18 protein-coding genes are annotated in these 14,893 nt (G+C 70.4%); 5 read left to right on the forward strand and 13 right to left on the reverse strand.

Annotated elements, in window-relative coordinates; all coding sequences use genetic code 11:
• Positions 1-5: 5 nt before the first annotated feature.
• Entirely contained in the window at positions 6-917 is a 912-nt protein-coding gene (locus ACIP93_RS37480) for a hypothetical protein (RefSeq protein WP_401766897.1), read from the reverse strand.
• 114 nt (positions 918-1,031) lie between these two features.
• On the reverse strand, positions 1,032-3,149 hold the full coding sequence (locus tag ACIP93_RS37485) for a hypothetical protein (protein WP_401766900.1): 2,118 nt from the start codon (positions 3,147-3,149) through the stop codon (positions 1,032-1,034).
• A gap of 140 nt (positions 3,150-3,289) precedes the next feature.
• Between ACIP93_RS37485 and ACIP93_RS37490 the strand changes: the two genes are divergently transcribed.
• Positions 3,290-3,595, forward strand: a complete 306-nt coding sequence (locus ACIP93_RS37490) for a hypothetical protein (protein ID WP_401766902.1) — start codon at positions 3,290-3,292, stop codon at positions 3,593-3,595.
• Positions 3,592-3,870 (forward strand): hypothetical protein, encoded by a 279-nt coding sequence (locus ACIP93_RS37495; RefSeq protein ID WP_401766905.1) that lies wholly within the window; start codon positions 3,592-3,594, stop codon positions 3,868-3,870. Before ACIP93_RS37490 ends, ACIP93_RS37495 begins: the two co-directional genes overlap by 4 nt.
• 364 nt (positions 3,871-4,234) lie before the next feature.
• On the opposite strand, the gene ACIP93_RS37500 is transcribed toward ACIP93_RS37495, so the two are convergent.
• The 3 genes from ACIP93_RS37500 to ACIP93_RS37510 are packed head-to-tail and all read right to left on the reverse strand — an operon-like array spanning position 4,235 to position 5,396.
• A complete protein-coding gene (locus ACIP93_RS37500; protein WP_401766908.1) occupies positions 4,235-4,390 on the reverse strand; it encodes a hypothetical protein in 156 nt (51 codons plus the stop codon).
• A complete protein-coding gene (locus ACIP93_RS37505; protein ID WP_401766911.1) occupies positions 4,387-4,869 on the reverse strand; it encodes a hypothetical protein in 483 nt (160 codons plus the stop codon). Before ACIP93_RS37505 ends, ACIP93_RS37500 begins: the two co-directional genes overlap by 4 nt.
• Positions 4,866-5,396: a hypothetical protein gene (locus ACIP93_RS37510; protein WP_401766913.1), complete on the reverse strand. Its 531-nt coding sequence runs from the start codon at positions 5,394-5,396 to the stop codon at positions 4,866-4,868. Before ACIP93_RS37510 ends, ACIP93_RS37505 begins: the two co-directional genes overlap by 4 nt.
• A 242-nt stretch (positions 5,397-5,638) precedes the next feature.
• Between ACIP93_RS37510 and ACIP93_RS37515 the strand changes: the two genes are divergently transcribed.
• Both ACIP93_RS37515 and ACIP93_RS37520 read left to right on the forward strand, forming a co-directional pair.
• On the forward strand, positions 5,639-6,511 hold the full coding sequence (locus tag ACIP93_RS37515) for a helix-turn-helix domain-containing protein (RefSeq protein WP_401766916.1): 873 nt from the start codon (positions 5,639-5,641) through the stop codon (positions 6,509-6,511).
• Positions 6,508-6,702: a DUF397 domain-containing protein gene (locus ACIP93_RS37520; RefSeq protein ID WP_401766919.1), complete on the forward strand. Its 195-nt coding sequence runs from the start codon at positions 6,508-6,510 to the stop codon at positions 6,700-6,702. The genes ACIP93_RS37515 and ACIP93_RS37520 overlap by 4 nt, the downstream gene beginning before the upstream one ends.
• Positions 6,703-6,762: 60 nt before the next feature.
• On the opposite strand, the gene ACIP93_RS37525 is transcribed toward ACIP93_RS37520, so the two are convergent.
• The 6 genes from ACIP93_RS37525 to ACIP93_RS37550 all read right to left on the reverse strand — a co-directional run bounded on the left by ACIP93_RS37525 (position 6,763) and on the right by ACIP93_RS37550 (position 12,353).
• Positions 6,763-7,410 carry a hypothetical protein gene (locus ACIP93_RS37525; protein ID WP_401766922.1) on the reverse strand — a complete coding sequence of 216 codons (648 nt, stop codon included), beginning with the start codon at positions 7,408-7,410 and terminating at the stop codon, positions 6,763-6,765.
• Between the two features lie 268 nt (positions 7,411-7,678).
• Positions 7,679-9,430 carry a DUF2637 domain-containing protein gene (locus ACIP93_RS37530; protein ID WP_401766925.1) on the reverse strand — a complete coding sequence of 584 codons (1,752 nt, stop codon included), beginning with the start codon at positions 9,428-9,430 and terminating at the stop codon, positions 7,679-7,681.
• A 471-nt stretch (positions 9,431-9,901) separates the two neighbouring features.
• On the reverse strand, positions 9,902-10,048 hold the full coding sequence (locus ACIP93_RS37535) for a hypothetical protein (protein WP_401766928.1): 147 nt from the start codon (positions 10,046-10,048) through the stop codon (positions 9,902-9,904).
• A 234-nt stretch (positions 10,049-10,282) separates the two neighbouring features.
• Complete coding sequence (locus tag ACIP93_RS37540) at positions 10,283-11,323, reverse strand: hypothetical protein (protein ID WP_401766931.1); 1,041 nt, start codon at positions 11,321-11,323, stop codon at positions 10,283-10,285.
• Positions 11,320-11,775 (reverse strand): hypothetical protein, encoded by a 456-nt coding sequence (locus tag ACIP93_RS37545; RefSeq protein WP_401766933.1) that lies wholly within the window; start codon positions 11,773-11,775, stop codon positions 11,320-11,322. The genes ACIP93_RS37540 and ACIP93_RS37545 overlap by 4 nt, the downstream gene beginning before the upstream one ends.
• Positions 11,772-12,353 (reverse strand): hypothetical protein, encoded by a 582-nt coding sequence (locus tag ACIP93_RS37550; RefSeq protein WP_401766936.1) that lies wholly within the window; start codon positions 12,351-12,353, stop codon positions 11,772-11,774. The genes ACIP93_RS37545 and ACIP93_RS37550 overlap by 4 nt, the downstream gene beginning before the upstream one ends.
• Before the next feature lie 421 nt (positions 12,354-12,774).
• Between ACIP93_RS37550 and ACIP93_RS37555 the strand changes: the two genes are divergently transcribed.
• Positions 12,775-13,617, forward strand: a complete 843-nt coding sequence (locus ACIP93_RS37555; protein ID WP_401766939.1) for a GntR family transcriptional regulator — start codon at positions 12,775-12,777, stop codon at positions 13,615-13,617.
• A gap of 113 nt (positions 13,618-13,730) precedes the next feature.
• Here ACIP93_RS37555 and ACIP93_RS37560 read toward each other — a convergent pair whose 3' ends face one another.
• Both ACIP93_RS37560 and ACIP93_RS37565 read right to left on the reverse strand, forming a co-directional pair.
• Positions 13,731-14,102: a MarR family transcriptional regulator gene (locus ACIP93_RS37560; RefSeq protein ID WP_401766941.1), complete on the reverse strand. Its 372-nt coding sequence runs from the start codon at positions 14,100-14,102 to the stop codon at positions 13,731-13,733.
• Positions 14,099-14,560 carry a transcriptional regulator gene (locus tag ACIP93_RS37565; protein ID WP_401766944.1) on the reverse strand — a complete coding sequence of 154 codons (462 nt, stop codon included), beginning with the start codon at positions 14,558-14,560 and terminating at the stop codon, positions 14,099-14,101. Before ACIP93_RS37565 ends, ACIP93_RS37560 begins: the two co-directional genes overlap by 4 nt.
• Positions 14,561-14,893: the final 333 nt, after the last annotated feature.

Below are 14,893 nucleotides of genomic sequence, written 5' to 3' on the forward strand. Positions count from 1 at the left end.
GAACGTCAGGGGCCGGTGATCTGAGATACCTGCCAACGGGAGGCGGACTCTGCGGATACGCGGGTGAGCTGCACCCGGTAGGACTGCGCGACTTCTCCGCCGCCGATTTCCCACGTGATTTCCGCCGTGCCCCAACGGCGTGCGCCCGCCCCCTCGTCGGCCGTCCAGGAGCGCACTTGCAGCAGCTGCATTCCGGCAGGCAGGGGCTGAATCGCCGCTCCGGGGGCGATCACCGCTGCGGCGTCGCCGCGCGCCCACGCCGCAAACGCGGTCTCGACGGCCGGCCCCGTCGCGGCCGAGAACGCGGGATCCCCCGGCCGGGGGCTCGAATCGGGAGCGGCCTGCGGACCGGTCGGCGTGCCCACCAGGGCCGGGGCCCCGGTCACCACCACCCGCCCACCGGCCACCACCACCGGCACCTCCAGCGCGACCCACCGCGCCGTCTTGTCCGCCGGGGTACGCACCTGCGCCTCCACCCGCACACGGGCCCGCCCTCCGGCTGCGCCCATCACGGGGCCCGGCAGCGCCGTCACCACGGTCTGCACGCCCTGGCGGTCCCATCCCATGTCCGGCTCGACGCCTGCCGCGAGCAGCGGCGCAAGGGCCTGTGCGCGGGCCTCCGGCGCGGCCTGGTCCCACGCGAGGTAGGCGTACGCGGTGCGCACCGCGGTGGCCTGCGCGGCGGCGGCCGGGAACGTCTCGCCGGCGGCGCCCGGGGCGGCCGGGGCCGGGCCGGGCGCAGGCTCCTGGGGGGTCAGCACCGTGCGCAGTCCTGCGAAAAAAAGCAGCCCGACCGTGCCCCACAGGGCGATCCGGCCCAGCTTCGCGAACCCCGAGGGCCGTTCGGGAATCGTGTTCCACAGCGGCGCACCGGCATCGGGTGCGGTCTCACGGGCCGCCGCCTCGTACGGATTCACGGGCTGCGCCTGAGTGGTCTCTCGTTTGCTCCTCTGGATACGCACGCCCGCATAACGATCATCAGGGCATGCGGGTACGCCCGTACGGAGCAATACGCACGATCGGGGAAGCCGTCATTCTCCCGTACTATTTCGCCCGGCCGCTTTCCACCGGGCTACCCATTCCCGCAAATCCTCCTCTGTGTAATAGGAAATGCGTCCGTCAGTGATTCCCTCGGGAAATTCGATGTTCCTTTTCGCGCTGCGGGAACGGTAGCGCTTGGCCGTCTCGTACCCCCACGGCAACACCCCCTCCTCGCACGCCTCCGCAAGGGAGTAGACGGCCGGCATGTCCTCCTCCGGGGCCTCCGCGAGTGTCCCCTGAGCTGTCCCCTGAAGTGTCCCCTGCGGAAGTGTCCCCTGCACTGACCTGCGGGTTACCCCCTCTACCCCCACAGGTGGAGTGGAAGGGACACCGGAGGGGGGACCGTACTTCCCGCCGGGCAGAAAGGGAGGCACCGCGATAGCCGCTGCCGCCTCCAGGGCCTCCGGCGTGATCCACGGGGCCATCTCTCCGGCGTCGTGCCAGGCGGGCGCGGGCGGGCATGCATCGAGCAGCTCGGAAACCTGCGGCGTGATATAGCACGCCTGAAATTCACGCACCCATAGCTGATTAGTTTCCAGATTGATTTTCCCGTCCGCGAAAACCCCCCTCCCCTTCACAGTGGTGTCGTACGGAATAGGCTGCACAGATGGGCCGTAGGCCACACTCCAGGAAACCCGGTCCTGATAGCCCACCATGGCCTTCCAGCCGATTTGCGCCCTTTCCATGGTGCCCCCGAAATATCCGCCCGCGAACTGCTGCGTTCCGACGACGACCCTATGATCGGCAGATCGCCCCTGAAGGAAGGCGACGGCAAACCACTCCAGGAATGGAGGCGTACCCTTTCCCTTGATTACGTACTTCCACCAGATGTACGCGAATTTCACGAGCGTCGGGAGTTCATCCACGACGAGCGTCCGAGGAATCAAAAACGCGCGTAGCGCAGGGTCGGCGTTCTTGCCTTTTGCTGCCTCAGCGGCCTGCATAGAGACCATGAATTCGGCAAATGCCACGATGCACGCAGTAATGGTTTTATGGATGCGGACGCCGCTCTTCCCGTCGGCTTCAGCGAGTGAGTTCTGTTTCGTGTCGAGCGCATCCACGATTCCGCCGTACTGGCGGGCGTGGACTACCGCGATGTAGAGGATCGTTGATTTTCCTGTACCGGTCGCACCCGCCACTCCCCAGTGCGGCGTATCCGACTCGGTCTGAATAAGAACGTCCTTTACCTCTCCGTTCTCCAATGCCTGCCCAATGAACACTTCATGACGGCTTCCCGTCGGCCGCCACGGAACGGACGTCGGGAGCGTCGCCGGAAGCGGTGGGGGCACTCGCGCCTGCCACTCGACGTACGGGGCGCTGTCCGACCGGTGCCAGTGCGCCACCCACTCCCCAGGCACCCGGGCAACCACCGCAGTCTCCACCGCGCGCACCGCCGCCTCCGCCCCCACCCACTCCACCGGCACCCGCAGGACGATCCGGGCCCCGTCCACCCGCAGGTCGTCGGGCACCCGCAGCCACTCCTCGCGAACCGCCGTCGACGGCAGCTTGAGCAGCTCCGCCACCGCCGCCCACACTCCGGCCGCATAGCGCTGCGCGTCGGTCGGCGGGCACGGACGCCACCACCGGAGCGCCGTCGGCCCCGTGAGCGCCGCCACCAGGGCGGCGACGACCAGGACGGCCCCGACGGCGTACGTGACGGCCGGGGCCCACCACCACGCCGCCACGGCGGCCGGGAGCAGCACTCGCACCGCCGACCGCCCCGCCCATGGCCACTGCCGCCACCGGGCCGCCCCCGCCGCCAGACCGCGCACCGTCCCGGCACCCACCCCCCACACCGTCACCCGGCGCTGCTCCGCCACCTCCGGCCGCTCCGTACGCGCGGGACGGTCGGGCCGGTGCTCGCGGTCGATGGCCTCTCCCGCCCGCCACCAGGACGCAGCCGACCGAGGCTCACCCGCCCGCAAGTCCCGCCCGGTGACGTACCGCCCCAGCGCTCCGCCACCACCCCGCCGGCCTCCCTGAGGGCGGGCGTCTCCTCTTCTGCCGGTGCCCTTCTTGCTGGCTTCCACCGCGACCAGGAGCAGCAGCACCAGACCGAGCAGCGCCGCTGCCGACGGGTTCGCCCGCGCCCATTCCCATGCCGCCATGCTGTCCTCCCGGGTTCGTCGTCCACCAACGCAACGACTCGCAGAACGCGTCGTTGCGTGGGCGGAGTTGGTGCAGCCCCGGCCCCTGCCGGCCCCCCGGCGGTACCGTGGACGTGGCCCCGAGACCTAGGCAGGCACCCATGAGCGCCCTCCCGCACGACCCGCCCTACCAGTCGGCCCGGCTGGCACCCACCGAGGGACCGCAGACCCTCGCGGAGCTGCGTGCCGCGCTCGCGGCCGCTGCGCCCGCCGACCTGGTGGCGTTCGACGCCCGGCTTGCCGCCGCGCAGCTCGGGGAGGTCCCGGCGGTGATCGGCGAGTACCGGGCCGTGCTCGCGCTACGCACCCGCCCCGAGGTCGCCGCCGCCATCGCGGCGAGCCTGGCAGGCACCGCCCAACTCCGCCCCGCCGCCGAGGTGTTCGGCCCCGCCGAGGGCGCCGCGTGAGCGAGCCCGGCCCCTGGTCCGTCGTCGTCCACGAGCGCCTCGGTACGGAGTTCGCGGAGCAGCTCTCCCCGGGCGAGCGGCGGGCCGTGCACGATCTCCTCGCGGTCCTGGCCGTCGACCCCCGCACGGGCGTCTCGGAGCCGGTGCAGTCGGCGGAGCTCCGCCGCGCACTGACGGCCCCGGCCGCCGACACCGGGCAGCGCGTGAGCGTGCTGTACCGCGTGCACCAGGAGACGTGCACCGTTGAGATCCTCTACATCCTGACCGGCCCGTGACCGTGACACCCCCGAAGGACCCATCCATGGACATGACGCATTCGGCGCAGGACGCACGCCGGGAGACCATCCGCACCGTGCTGGACCACTAGCTGGACTCATGCGATCCGGAAGAGATCGACACCGACGTCCTGGCCGACAACATCGCGCGGGAACTGGAGCGCCTCGGGGCGTGACGGTACGACGCCGGCCCCGCGCACTTGGGGATGCGCGGGGCCGACGGGCCCGGTCCGGCGCGGCTGGTCCGGTTGTCCGGGCGGGGGGATGGTCTAGGGGTGGCCGGTGTCGATGAGCGCCAGGACGACGGCAACCACGAGGGCCACCAGGTCGAGGACGCACACGGCGGTTAGCAGGGGTTCCGGCCTCACGGGGCATTGCCGTCGGCGTCCGTGAGCGCGGCGGCCTCCTCCGCCGTCAGCCACCACAGGGAGAGCGGCGGAGGCGTGGGCGGCGGTGACTCGTCGTCGCGCACCCGCACGGGCAACGGGGTCTCCGGGAGGTCTGCGGGTGTCGACGTCATCGGCTCTGGTCCTCCTCGGGGCCTGACCCCGCCATCTTGAGGGCGGCGAAGTACATCGGGCCCTCTGCGGCAACGGGGAGGTAGCCGACGGCGTGGGTGCAGCGGCGCAGCTCGATGATGTCGGCTAGGTCCCCGGGTGGCGTGTCCTTGGGCAGGACGATGGAGACGGTGGCGACATCGCCCGGCACCAGCGTGGCCATCAGGCGCATACCCGAGGGGTCGACGGCCTCTTGGACGCTCTGCACCAGGCGCGCGGCCAGTCCGCCCAGGAGCACCCCGGCCGTGATGCCCAACTGCCAGCGGAACGCGAACGCGACGGCTGCGTGTGTGGCCGCGACGGTGGACACGTCGACGTCGGGGCCTGGTGCGGGGAGTTGCCAGGACGCTCGCAACTCTTGCGGGGCTGGGGTGGTGAGGCCGTGCGGGGGCACTGGCCGCAGGGTGTCAGAGGGGGCGTCATGCGCCTGGTGCTCCGTCATCGCGGCATCTCCTGGCGGGCCGTGGCGGCGGCGCCGAGTGTCCCGTGCTCCTGGAGGAGTGCGGCGACGGCGGCCCGGAGGGCGGCTGGGTCGGTGAGCGTGCCTCGTCCGTCGGGCGGCACGACCCACTCCGCCCGTGTCGTCCGGGGGCCGCTGGGGGTGGGGATGCCGATCCACGTCGTGGTGCTGCCGTGCGCCTCCGTGCCGCTGAGCGGCGTCCAGCGGGTCGCCGTCCCCTTCGGCACCAGGAAGTAGGCCCGCCCGGCGCTGTTGTCGGCTACTACGGGGCCCGGTGCGCTGTCGTGGCTGGGCAGCAGGTCGGCCACACGCCGCCCGGCTCCTTCCTTGACCACGATGCAGTCCCATGCCACCCCGCACGGCACCATCGTGACGCCCGGGGTTGAAGTCGGGGTGGGCCATCCGCGGAGCACTTCGGGGGCTTCCATCGCGGCGGCGGCGAGCCGTTCGACGCCGGTCGTGCGCGGCCGGCCTCCTCGGAGGGCCGGGGTGTTGTTGGTGGGCATCATTGCCCGTCCCATCTTGGTCGTACGGGTGACGGTTTGAGGGGCCCCAAGATCACGCACCGTGTCTATTCGGACACAAGGGGTCTCTTGAACACCGTCCCATTGAATTTCAATGAACGGAACCCGCACGGCTGAATTCCATTCGCACGAGGGACGGAAACAGCCCCCACAACCGCCGCGTACCCTCGGACTGTTGATCTCCGCTTCGGGCAAAACCGAAGCACCGACGGGGACTTGGAGAGCACATGACCGCAGGCCAGATCGCCGGACCGGCCGGACGCATGCAAATCGCCCGTGCCCTCCGATCTCTGCGGGCACGCGCCGGGCTCACCCAGTCCCAGGCAGCGCAACTGGCCGGGGTCAGCGTCGGCACCGTGAACAGGTACGAGATGTGGCAGGACCGCGCCCTGCTGCGGGTGCCCACTGTGCGCACACTCGCTGACGCCTACCAGGCAACTCCCGACGAACGGGAGGCACTCACCGAACTCGTCAAAGCACAGGCAAGCGGCTGGTGGATGACGGTTCCGCACGTCCCGGAGATCCTTGATCCCCTGCTCTCGTTCGAGGGTGCTTGCGAGTACGAGCATGTCTACGCGCCCGCCCTGGTGCCGGGTCTCCTCCAGACGCCGCGCTATGCGCACGCCCTCCACCAGGCACAGGACTCGCGGGCCGCCCCGGAGGATGTGGAAGGATCCGTCCGCGCCCGGATGCAGCGGCAAGAGATCCTCAAGCGCCCCGATCTGCATCTATGGGTCGTCCTGGACCAAGCCGTTCTCCTACGCCAGGTGGGCGGCGCAGACGTCATGGGCGAGCAGCTCGACCACCTGTTGACGATGAGCAGTGCGCGCAACGTCGACCTCCAGGTCCTCCCCTTCGGGGCCGCAGCCAAGCCCGCAGGCTCTGGCGGTCACTTCGTGATCGTGGGACGGGACGACGTGGGCAATCCGCTGGAGTCCTTCGCGATCATCTACCTGGAGCTGCACCGCCGGGGGCTCTATCTCGACTCACCCGACGACGTCGCCGAATACAAGATCATGTTTGACTATCTGCGGTCCACTGCCGCCAACGCAGCGGCGAGCGCCGACCTGCTGACGGCAGCACGACAGGAGTACCGATGACACACGCCCCCGCCCCCTCCGCCTGGATCACCAGCAGCTACAGCGCCGCGCAGAACGAGTGCGTACAGGTCAGGGCGTCCGCCCGCACGGTGGAGGTCCGCGACTCCAAACACACCGCCCTGCCGCACGTACGCATGGCCCCCACTGCGTTCGGGCAGTTCGTCACAGCTCTGCGGCACGGCAACCTGTAGCACACCCAACACGAGGGGCCCCGCACCGTTCTGGTGCGGGGCCCCTCGCGTTGTCGGTCGTCAGCGTGCCGGGCACTCCGCTGCCCAGTGCCAGCGCTGGCAGGGTTCCCGGTCGTGCTCCGGGCACCCCTTCCGCTCCTGCGATACCCCACCGCAAGGTTCCTTGGGGCAGATGCAGGCAAGGAAGCTCCCGCCCATGGGGCTCAAGCCGTGCTTGACGTACTTGCTCGCGGCCGCGATGGCGTCGACGTCGCGCGGGGGGAGTCCGGTCTCCGCGTGGCGGCCCTGGTGGACGACGACGCCGCCGCGGATGATGGCGAGCCGGTCGGGGCCGGCCTCCATCCACGCTGTCTCGATGGCGTCGCCGCCGCCGAACTCGGGCGGTCCGGCGTACCACCCTGCGTCGGCATCGGTGGCGGCCGTGTGCGAGACCAGGCGCAGCTCCGTCTCCTCCCAGATGGGGTCACGGTCACTGCTGGAGACCACTTCGTACGTCTCGGTGTGTCCCGGCCTGCCGCCGCTCGCGCCGACGGTGAGGACTACCCGGTCCCCGATCCGGGTCGGTGCCCAGGAGGCGGTCTCCAGTTGCTCATGCCCCCGGGTGAGCGCGGTTAGCTCTCCCGTCAGGTCCCGGGCGCGCTTGGCCTGGTGGGCCTGTTCCAGCGGCGACGTCGGCTCCGTGCCGGTGGTGGCCTGTGTTTCGTCCATGGCGGTCCTCCTGTGCTCTGCCGGTGCGGGGTGCTCCGACTTGATGGGGACAGAACATGACAGAACGCATCAGGTTGTGTCAAGAGCCTTTCTTTCAGGGCGAGTTGGGCACTGTCGCCTAGAACTGCGCACGTGTACGCAAGGGGGATATTCACCCGTGCGGGTGAGCCCCGGCCGGTCTGCCGGCCGGGCGTCGGATGCGGTAGAAACGCAATGAGGCCCCGGGGCGATTCGAGCGCTCCGGGGCCTCATTCGTGCTGGTGACAGGTCAGCCGGTGTACCCGCCCATGATCAGGTCGGCGGCGGCCTGGCGGCGCTCACCGGCCGTGGTGCGGGCAACGCCGAGCAGCTCGCCCACCTTCTCCAGGGTGACCCGCTCACGCAGCACGTCCGCCGTGTCCGCAGAGGTGCCTCCAGCCGCGAGGATCAGCCGGGCCACCCGGCGCTCCGCCCGCTCCCGGGAGCTGAGCCGGGCGAGGTCCTCGGCCTCCAGCGCGGCCAGCTCGGCGCGTGCCGCAGCTTCGCGGTCCTCCGCCTCCTGTCGCCGCGCGGCCACCTGTGCCGCCTCGTACTGCGCCCGCTCCGCCGCCAGCCGCTCCTGCTCCCGCTCGTACGTCGCTGCGGCCTCGCGGCTCTCCGCCGTTTCCTTCTCCAGCCGCGCCGCGCGCTCCTCGGCCTCCGCCGCCTCGACGCGGGCCTGCGCCGCGATCCGGAGCGCTTCCGCCTCGCGGGCCTCCGCCTCCGCCGTGGCGGCGCTCTTCTCCGCCGCCTCCTCCTCGCGGGCAGCGCGCTCCGCCGCCCGCGCTTCACGCTCCGCCCGCAGGCGCGCCGACTCCGCCTCCAGGAGGGCGTTGTGCGCGTCGGTCTCGGCGCGCGCCGCCGCCACCTTCTCCCGTGCCGCTGACTGCGCGGCGGCCTCCGCCGTCGCGGCGCGGGCCTCCGCTTCCGCCGTGGTCTGCTCCGCCGTGATGGTGTGCTCTGCCGCCGTCACCGTCGCAGAGATCCGCATCCGTGCCACCGCGGCCTCCGCCCGACGGCGCTCCGCCTCGACCTGGCGCATCTCCTCCGCCGCCGCGAGGGCATCGGCACGCTCCTGCTCCGCCACGGCGCGGGCCATCTCCGCCTCCTTGCGCTGCTGCGGGAGGCGCAGCGCTTCCTCCACACCGAGCCCGAAGGGGGCCATGGTGAAGGGCAGCAGCTCCTCGGCGCGGGCCTTCTTCTTCCACTGCCGCCCGTGCTTGTGCGCCAGGTAGGCCCGGTAGACGGTGCGGTCGTGCTCAAGCTGCACCGCCTGTGCGTACGACGGGATCTCCCACAGCCGCATCCGCCGGTAGAGCGTCCAGGAGGACACCGGGGAGAGCAGCCACCGGTGCAGCGGCACCCCGTTGGACGCGGCCCCCATCCGGACCCGCGCGGTGCGGATGACCAGGTGCCGCGCGGCCTCCACCGTCGCCACGAACAGCACGGGCATCACACCGTGCAGCGCGGCGCCCACCGGGTCAGCGGTCAGCGGCCGGCCGGACGCGGTGGCGTTGAAGAAGATGGTGGCCAGGGTGAGGAAGTGGCCGATGTAGCGCAGCAGCGGGCGGGGAGTGCGCCGCCAAGCAAGGGCCAGGTCCATGCCGTACATCACGAGGATTCCGGCATCCACGCCGATCGGCACGGCCGACGCGACGAACGGGCCGAAGCCCTTCTCCAGCGCGAGCGCATGCAGCGTTTCGTACGAGGCGGCGAAGCCGATCGCGGCGATCACCACCGCCCCGATCATGGTGAGGCCGATCACCCACCGCATGACGATGCCGGAGCGGTCCGGAGCTTCGGCCGGAGCGGGAAGCGGAGCGGCCGGAGCGGAGTCGGACAGGGCCGGAGCCGGTTCGTCGGCCGCCGGAGCGGGGGTCGGCGTCACCGGAGCGGAGTCGACGGCGGCCGGAGCCGGGCTGGGGTGGCCCGGAGCGGGGGCGGCGGGGGCCGGAGCCGGGGCGGGGCCGGGGATCGTTCCCGGCTCGATCGTGGTGGTCAACTGGACTCCTCTTGTGGTGCGTGTGGTGCTGGACGGAACGGGGCCGGGCGGCGGCGGAGCCGCTGCCGCCCGGCCGGTCGTGCTCCCGCCACGGTGGCGCTGCCCCCAGTTTCGCGGGGTGCCTTCCGTGACGATCACTCATGCGGCCTAGGGCCGGGGGCGAGTCGGGGGCGGGTGCTCCTCCTGGCGGCCGTCCCGCTCGTGCGGCGGCGGACGCAGCGGCAGCGCGGGCTTGCTCATCAGCAGGCCCCGCATCCGGTGTCGGAGGGTTGGTAGTCGACCCACGCGCCGCAGCGGGCGCACTGCCAGAGGTGGGCGAGCACGCCCAGCCGTCGCGTCACGGCCGGCCTCCCGTCAGCAGGTCGACCAGGCGGGTCCGCCAGGCCCCGCACCGGACGCATACGTACTGCCCGTTGGCCTTGTCGAGTCGCATCCGTCGGCCGTGGCAGTGGGGGGCGGTGTGACGTGCCATCACCGACCACCCCGCAGGCGGCCCTGGCTGCCGTTGCCCGCGCCCGGTACCGGCTTCTCGGTCGGAACCTTGGTCCACCCACCGGTCTGCGAGTCGTACTCGCGGGCGTGGGGGTCGGCCTGCTGCGTGTTGTCCTGCGGTGCCATGATGGGCTCCTGATTCCGTGAGGGATTGGGGCCCCGGGGACGACCGGCTTTCTTGGCAGTTGGGCGGTCGCCCCGGGGTTTTTTCGTGCCCGCCCCCTTCTCGGGGGACGGGAGTTCTGGGGGTGGCTGGGCCGGTAGCGGACCCGGTAGACAGGGGTAGCCGAGCGGTAAACCCGCAGGTAAACCGGGGGGTAAACCGCTCCTACCGGGGTCCGCGGGTGTGGCCCGGGTCGGTCAGTGGAGGAGGGGCTGCGCACGCCTGAGACGGGCCGCCAGACGCACCCCGGGCAGCGCCCCCGCCGGGGCCCCGGCGGGGCCCTCGGGGGCGCTCTCGGCGGGGGCCTCGGAGGGCCCGTCCGGGGACCCCTCCCCTGCCCCCTCCGGGGAGGGCAGCAGCCCCTCCCCTGCGGGGTCGAAAGTCGGGGTCTCGAACAGCTTCGTCACGGCGTCGGCGGGGCTCATCCCGAGGGCCTCGGTCACCCGGTCCACCCGGACGCCGAAGTCGACGTGCCCGCGCAGCTTGAGCGACTTCGTGGGGGGCAGTCCGCACGACGCGATCCAGTCCCGGAGACCGATCTTGTCCATGCCGGGCGGCAGCAGCTCCTCCTCGGCGGCGCTCTCGACCAGGGCGCGCAGGTGCACGCCCGCCGTACCGGCGGCCTCGGCGTCTGCGAGCGCACAGAGCACGTGACGCATCAGGGCGTCGGCGGCGGTCTCCGGTGATGCCACCTCCTCCGCCGCCTCCTGGCCGTCGTCCTCCTGGCCGTGGTCCTCCTCGACCAGGGCGGGCGGAGCGACCATCCACGCGGCGGTGACCCACCCGAGGAGGGCGGCAGAGAGGATCAACGGCCGCCAGGGGGTGAGCAGCACCAGGTGCGGGCCGACAAGTGCGCCGATCGTCCCGGCGGCCCCGGCGACCATCAGACCGCCGATCACGGCGTACCCGAGGGACTCCAGGAGCGGGCGGCGAACCGTGGGCACGGCCACCGGCACCTGCTCCCGGTCGTCGTCCTCCTGGCCGTCGTCGACCGCGTCGGTCTTCGCGGCGCGCTTCCCGCCGGCCTTTTTCGCGCGGGCCTTCGCCGCCTTCACGGCGCGCTTCTCGGCGGCGGCCTGCGCCCCGGGGTCGATGCTGACCAGGTCCCACGCCGACCCGAGCACCCGGCCCGCGCACCGGCAGATCCGGCCCACCAGGACGGCCGACCCGCGCCGCAGGGCCGTCATCGCCGCCCCGGTCCCGGCCAGTACCGCGCGGGCCTCCTGTGCGGCGCTCACAGCTCGCCCACCATGGACGTGATCTTGAGGACCAGGCCCACGCCGATGCCCCAGATCCCGCCCGCCTGCCCGTAGATCACCCCGGCGGAGATCCCGAGGAGCGCGGGCCAAATCAGCTTCTTCCACTTCGGTACGAACGTGGCGACCGTGAGGACCAGGGCGATACCGCCGAGTCCGATGTCCCCGGCGCCGGACCCACGGATCAGGGACGTCGGGACGTCGGAGATCCCGGTAACGACGTCCTGCCACAGGTCCCCGGCCGTCATCGCGAGCGTGCCGAACCCGATGCCGACCCCACCCGCCTTGTCGCGGTTGAGCTTCACCCGGTCGGAGCCGCGCAGTCCCATCAGCAGCAGCATGCCGGTCGTCAGGGTGAGTCCGGAGATCCCGACAGACCCGAGGATCGGCCCAGCAGCGAGGACTACGTCCGTCGCGGCGAGTTGAGTGGTCACAGCAGGACTCCGGGGGCGTAGAGGGCGGAGGAGAGTACGACAGTGGCGAGCGGGACACGGGCGGTGAAGCGGAGTCCCACCCACCAGCCCGCACAGCGCTTTTCCAGCGCCCACCAGCAAGCAGCCCCGGCCCCGGCCGCGATCAGCAGCGGCGCGAGGAAGATGGGCAGCCCGTCCAGCGCGTCAATCCCGGCCGTGAGCAGCGGCGCGGAACCCTGTCCCCACAGCGCCCCTCCGAGGGCCAGGGCCGGACGCACGGCCCTACCGGCCACGCCCGGCAGCCCGGACAGCAGACCGCCCGCCTTCCACCCGCCGTACGCGGCAGCGGCGACCACTCCCGTCACCCCGATCGGCACAAGCGAGACGCTCGCCCGCCCAAGAAGATCGGCTCCGGCCCACGGGTCCCCGGTCACCGACCACACGACGCCGTGACCGAGGGCGGCGGCGGCACCGTTGTACGCGACCCACCGCAACCGCAAGTTCGGCTGCGGCCTGTGCGCGGCCTCCTTCTTGCCCTTGCCCTTCTTGCCCTTCTTGCCCTTCACGGGCTTGGCCGTGGCAGCAGCCTTCGCACTCATGCCACACCGTCCAGCCGCGCCCGCAGCCACGCCCGTACCCGCATCTCGTCCCCGCCGAGCGCCGGCCGAACGACCGCCGTCAACACGGATTCGGTGCGGCAGCGCGACGGCAGAACCGTCCGCGTCTGTACCACCACCGCGGAGCACCGGCTCCGCCGGGGGCGCCAGCAGCGCCCCCAATCTGCAACCATCACTGTGTCGACCTCTCACGTCGCAAATGGGCAGGTCCGACAACCAGTCAGGCGCTCCAACGCCTGATATGTCCTCGCACTCCAATGCGGGGGCACAGAGCGGCCCTGGCTCCAACCGGGGCCGCTCACTTCCGGCTGACATGAGATAACGTATACGCCAGAACCGACAGATTGCAAGGATGACGTATACGCTATCTCTGTCGAGGTGATCAGCGGAGGGATGTCGAGACATGGCTAGGTACGAGGACATCGCTCGTGACCTGCGGGAACGCATTACGGCGGGGGAGCTTCGCCCAGGGGAGGCACTCCCCTTGATGCGCGACATCGCAGCGGCGGCGGGAGTCTCAGACATCACCGTCCGCAAGGCCTACGGAGTGCTGACCCGAGAGGGCCTGATCGAATCACGCGGTCGCGCCGGAACGTTCGTCCGCGAGCACCCGGACCGCGTACGACTGTTGGTGCGTCGCCGCCAAATCGAGCGGGATCACCTCGGGTACTACTCCGGCCCCGAGGTCCAGCACTGGCGCGCCGTCCCCTGGCCGGACGGAGAAGCCACCCGCAAGGCAACAGCACCGCTCCCTGCCGACGTCTCAGACACACTCGGCGAACCAGCCGGCACTGAGCTGACGGTGCGCCGCCGCATCGTCGGAGATCCTGAGATCGAAACCCATCGACAGCTCGCGGACAGTTGGATTGCCTCATGGGTTGCTGAGGAGCTACCGCAGCTCACCGGCGACACCGGCCCCGGCGGCATGTACGACCGACTGGAGGAATGGGCAGGCAAGCCGCTCGATTGGCGCGAGGAGGTAGGCGGACGGATGCCAACCCCGACGGAAGCAGAGCAACTCAAGATGCCCGAAACGGGCGTCCCGTTGCTTCGCGTCCTTCGCGTGACCTTCTTCCCGGAGGACGCGGACGGCCCGGAACGGATCGTCGAAGTGCAAGACATCCGCATGTCAGCGGGCGTTTTCGTAGTCGGGTATCCGCTGCCCCGCGCCCCGTCCGCCTGGTGGCCCATCCAGCCTGCCACCAGCGACTACTACGGCCCCGGAGAGGCAGCGAACACAGAGTAGCCATGCTCCGCCGACGGCGGGTTTGTCCCTCATAGGGGACCCAAAAGGCCGGGGTGTTACTGCGTTCCCCTCTAGGGGAACGCAGTAACACCCCGGCCTTTTGGGTCCGAGACCTAGTCGCGCACAGGAAGATGGTGGATCACAGCCAGCTCCGCACGGTCTTCTGACGGCTCTGACGGCGCCTCACCGGTCGCTGTAGGGCCAAGGCGGTAGAAGCGGATGTTGGCGGCGACGTAGGCCAGCTCAAGCCATCCTCCGGCCACCAGCCGGTGAATACTCCGGGAGCTGCTGGTGGTGCTGAGTCCCAGCTTCTGGCCGATAGCCGAAACGGTCTCCGGAACGGCCTCACCCGCTGGAACGGCAGTGGCGAAGTAGAAAAGCATTCGGACGTCCGCCCCGGGAAGATTCGGGATCCTGAGAAGCACATCGTGCAGTTGCTCCGCCGTGAAGTCTCGCCCCGGGTGTTCTGCTGCTGCGGTGGTCATGACGCCACCTCCTCAAGGGGCAGCTTAGGGTGTGGCACCTTCTGAGACGCTACGTGGCTACGCTGCTGCTCCGAAGGCCCGTCGAACGCCACACGTGGGTTGACTCGAAAGAACTTCACACGCCCCACCTTCTCCGCCTCAATTAGCAGTCCACCGAGGGCCAGCCTACCGACGCACCTGCCAACGGTGACAGGACGCATGTCCAGCCGTTCCGCGATCTCGGCGTACGTCTTACGGACCGGCCCACCTCCGCGAGGGCTGTTAAACACGAAGAAACCGAACACGTCACGGTCGTTCCGATTCAGCCCACTGGACTTGTCCCAAACCTTCTTCCCAACCCCCTTGCTAACGTTCGCGTGCCGACCTCCGCCGCTCCACGCGTAGCTGCCTTCTCCCTGAAGTTCGAGCTGTACAAATTCGCCGGTTTCGGCGTTCACCGCCCTGACCTGACGTGCCATCAGCCCCTACTGTCCATCACCAGTGTTCCCCTTATGGGGAATCGAGTAACACCAACCTAAGGCCACTTCCCCTCTAGGGGAACCGCGCAACGCCCGTTTCATCCGTTCGTTTCCCCTCTAAGGGACCTGTCAACTGATAGAGTTCCCCTATGGGGGAAAGGAGTGGACGAAAACGCTAGTCCAATGTTCCTGAGAGATAGTCAGCAACGCTCTGACCTGCGGCTTTCTTGATTCGCTCTTAATCTCTCTTTTGGGCTGCGGAGCAGACCAGAAGCCTGACGCGGAGCGTCAGAGAATCAGCCGGCCGCGAAGTGGCCGGCCTTTGAAGTTGGT

This window comes from Streptomyces sp. NPDC088745, from assembly GCF_044751045.1.
In the GTDB taxonomy this organism is placed as follows: Bacteria; Actinomycetota; Actinomycetes; order Streptomycetales; family Streptomycetaceae; genus Streptomyces; species Streptomyces cremeus.

What these genes read in the sequence shown, in the direction of transcription:
- ACIP93_RS37500 (WP_401766908.1), bottom strand. Translation starts at nt 4,390, where the DNA reads ATGACGTCGACACCCGCAGACCTCCCGGAGACCCCGTTGCCCGTGCGG.
- ACIP93_RS37525 (WP_401766922.1), bottom strand. Translation starts at nt 7,410, where the DNA reads ATGGACGAAACACAGGCCACCACCGGCACGGAGCCGACGTCGCCGCTG.
- ACIP93_RS37560 (WP_401766941.1), bottom strand. Translation starts at nt 14,102, where the DNA reads ATGACCACCGCAGCAGCAGAACACCCGGGGCGAGACTTCACGGCGGAG.
- ACIP93_RS37505 (WP_401766911.1), bottom strand. Translation starts at nt 4,869, where the DNA reads ATGACGGAGCACCAGGCGCATGACGCCCCCTCTGACACCCTGCGGCCA.
- ACIP93_RS37535 (WP_401766928.1), bottom strand. Translation starts at nt 10,048, where the DNA reads ATGGCACCGCAGGACAACACGCAGCAGGCCGACCCCCACGCCCGCGAG.
- ACIP93_RS37515 (WP_401766916.1), top strand. Translation starts at nt 5,639, where the DNA reads ATGACCGCAGGCCAGATCGCCGGACCGGCCGGACGCATGCAAATCGCC.
- ACIP93_RS37510 (WP_401766913.1), bottom strand. Translation starts at nt 5,396, where the DNA reads ATGATGCCCACCAACAACACCCCGGCCCTCCGAGGAGGCCGGCCGCGC.
- ACIP93_RS37490 (WP_401766902.1), top strand. Translation starts at nt 3,290, where the DNA reads ATGAGCGCCCTCCCGCACGACCCGCCCTACCAGTCGGCCCGGCTGGCA.
- ACIP93_RS37520 (WP_401766919.1), top strand. Translation starts at nt 6,508, where the DNA reads ATGACACACGCCCCCGCCCCCTCCGCCTGGATCACCAGCAGCTACAGC.
- ACIP93_RS37550 (WP_401766936.1), bottom strand. Translation starts at nt 12,353, where the DNA reads ATGAGTGCGAAGGCTGCTGCCACGGCCAAGCCCGTGAAGGGCAAGAAG.
- ACIP93_RS37485 (WP_401766900.1), bottom strand. Translation starts at nt 3,149, where the DNA reads ATGGCGGCATGGGAATGGGCGCGGGCGAACCCGTCGGCAGCGGCGCTG.
- ACIP93_RS37565 (WP_401766944.1), bottom strand. Translation starts at nt 14,560, where the DNA reads ATGGCACGTCAGGTCAGGGCGGTGAACGCCGAAACCGGCGAATTTGTA.
- ACIP93_RS37555 (WP_401766939.1), top strand. Translation starts at nt 12,775, where the DNA reads ATGGCTAGGTACGAGGACATCGCTCGTGACCTGCGGGAACGCATTACG.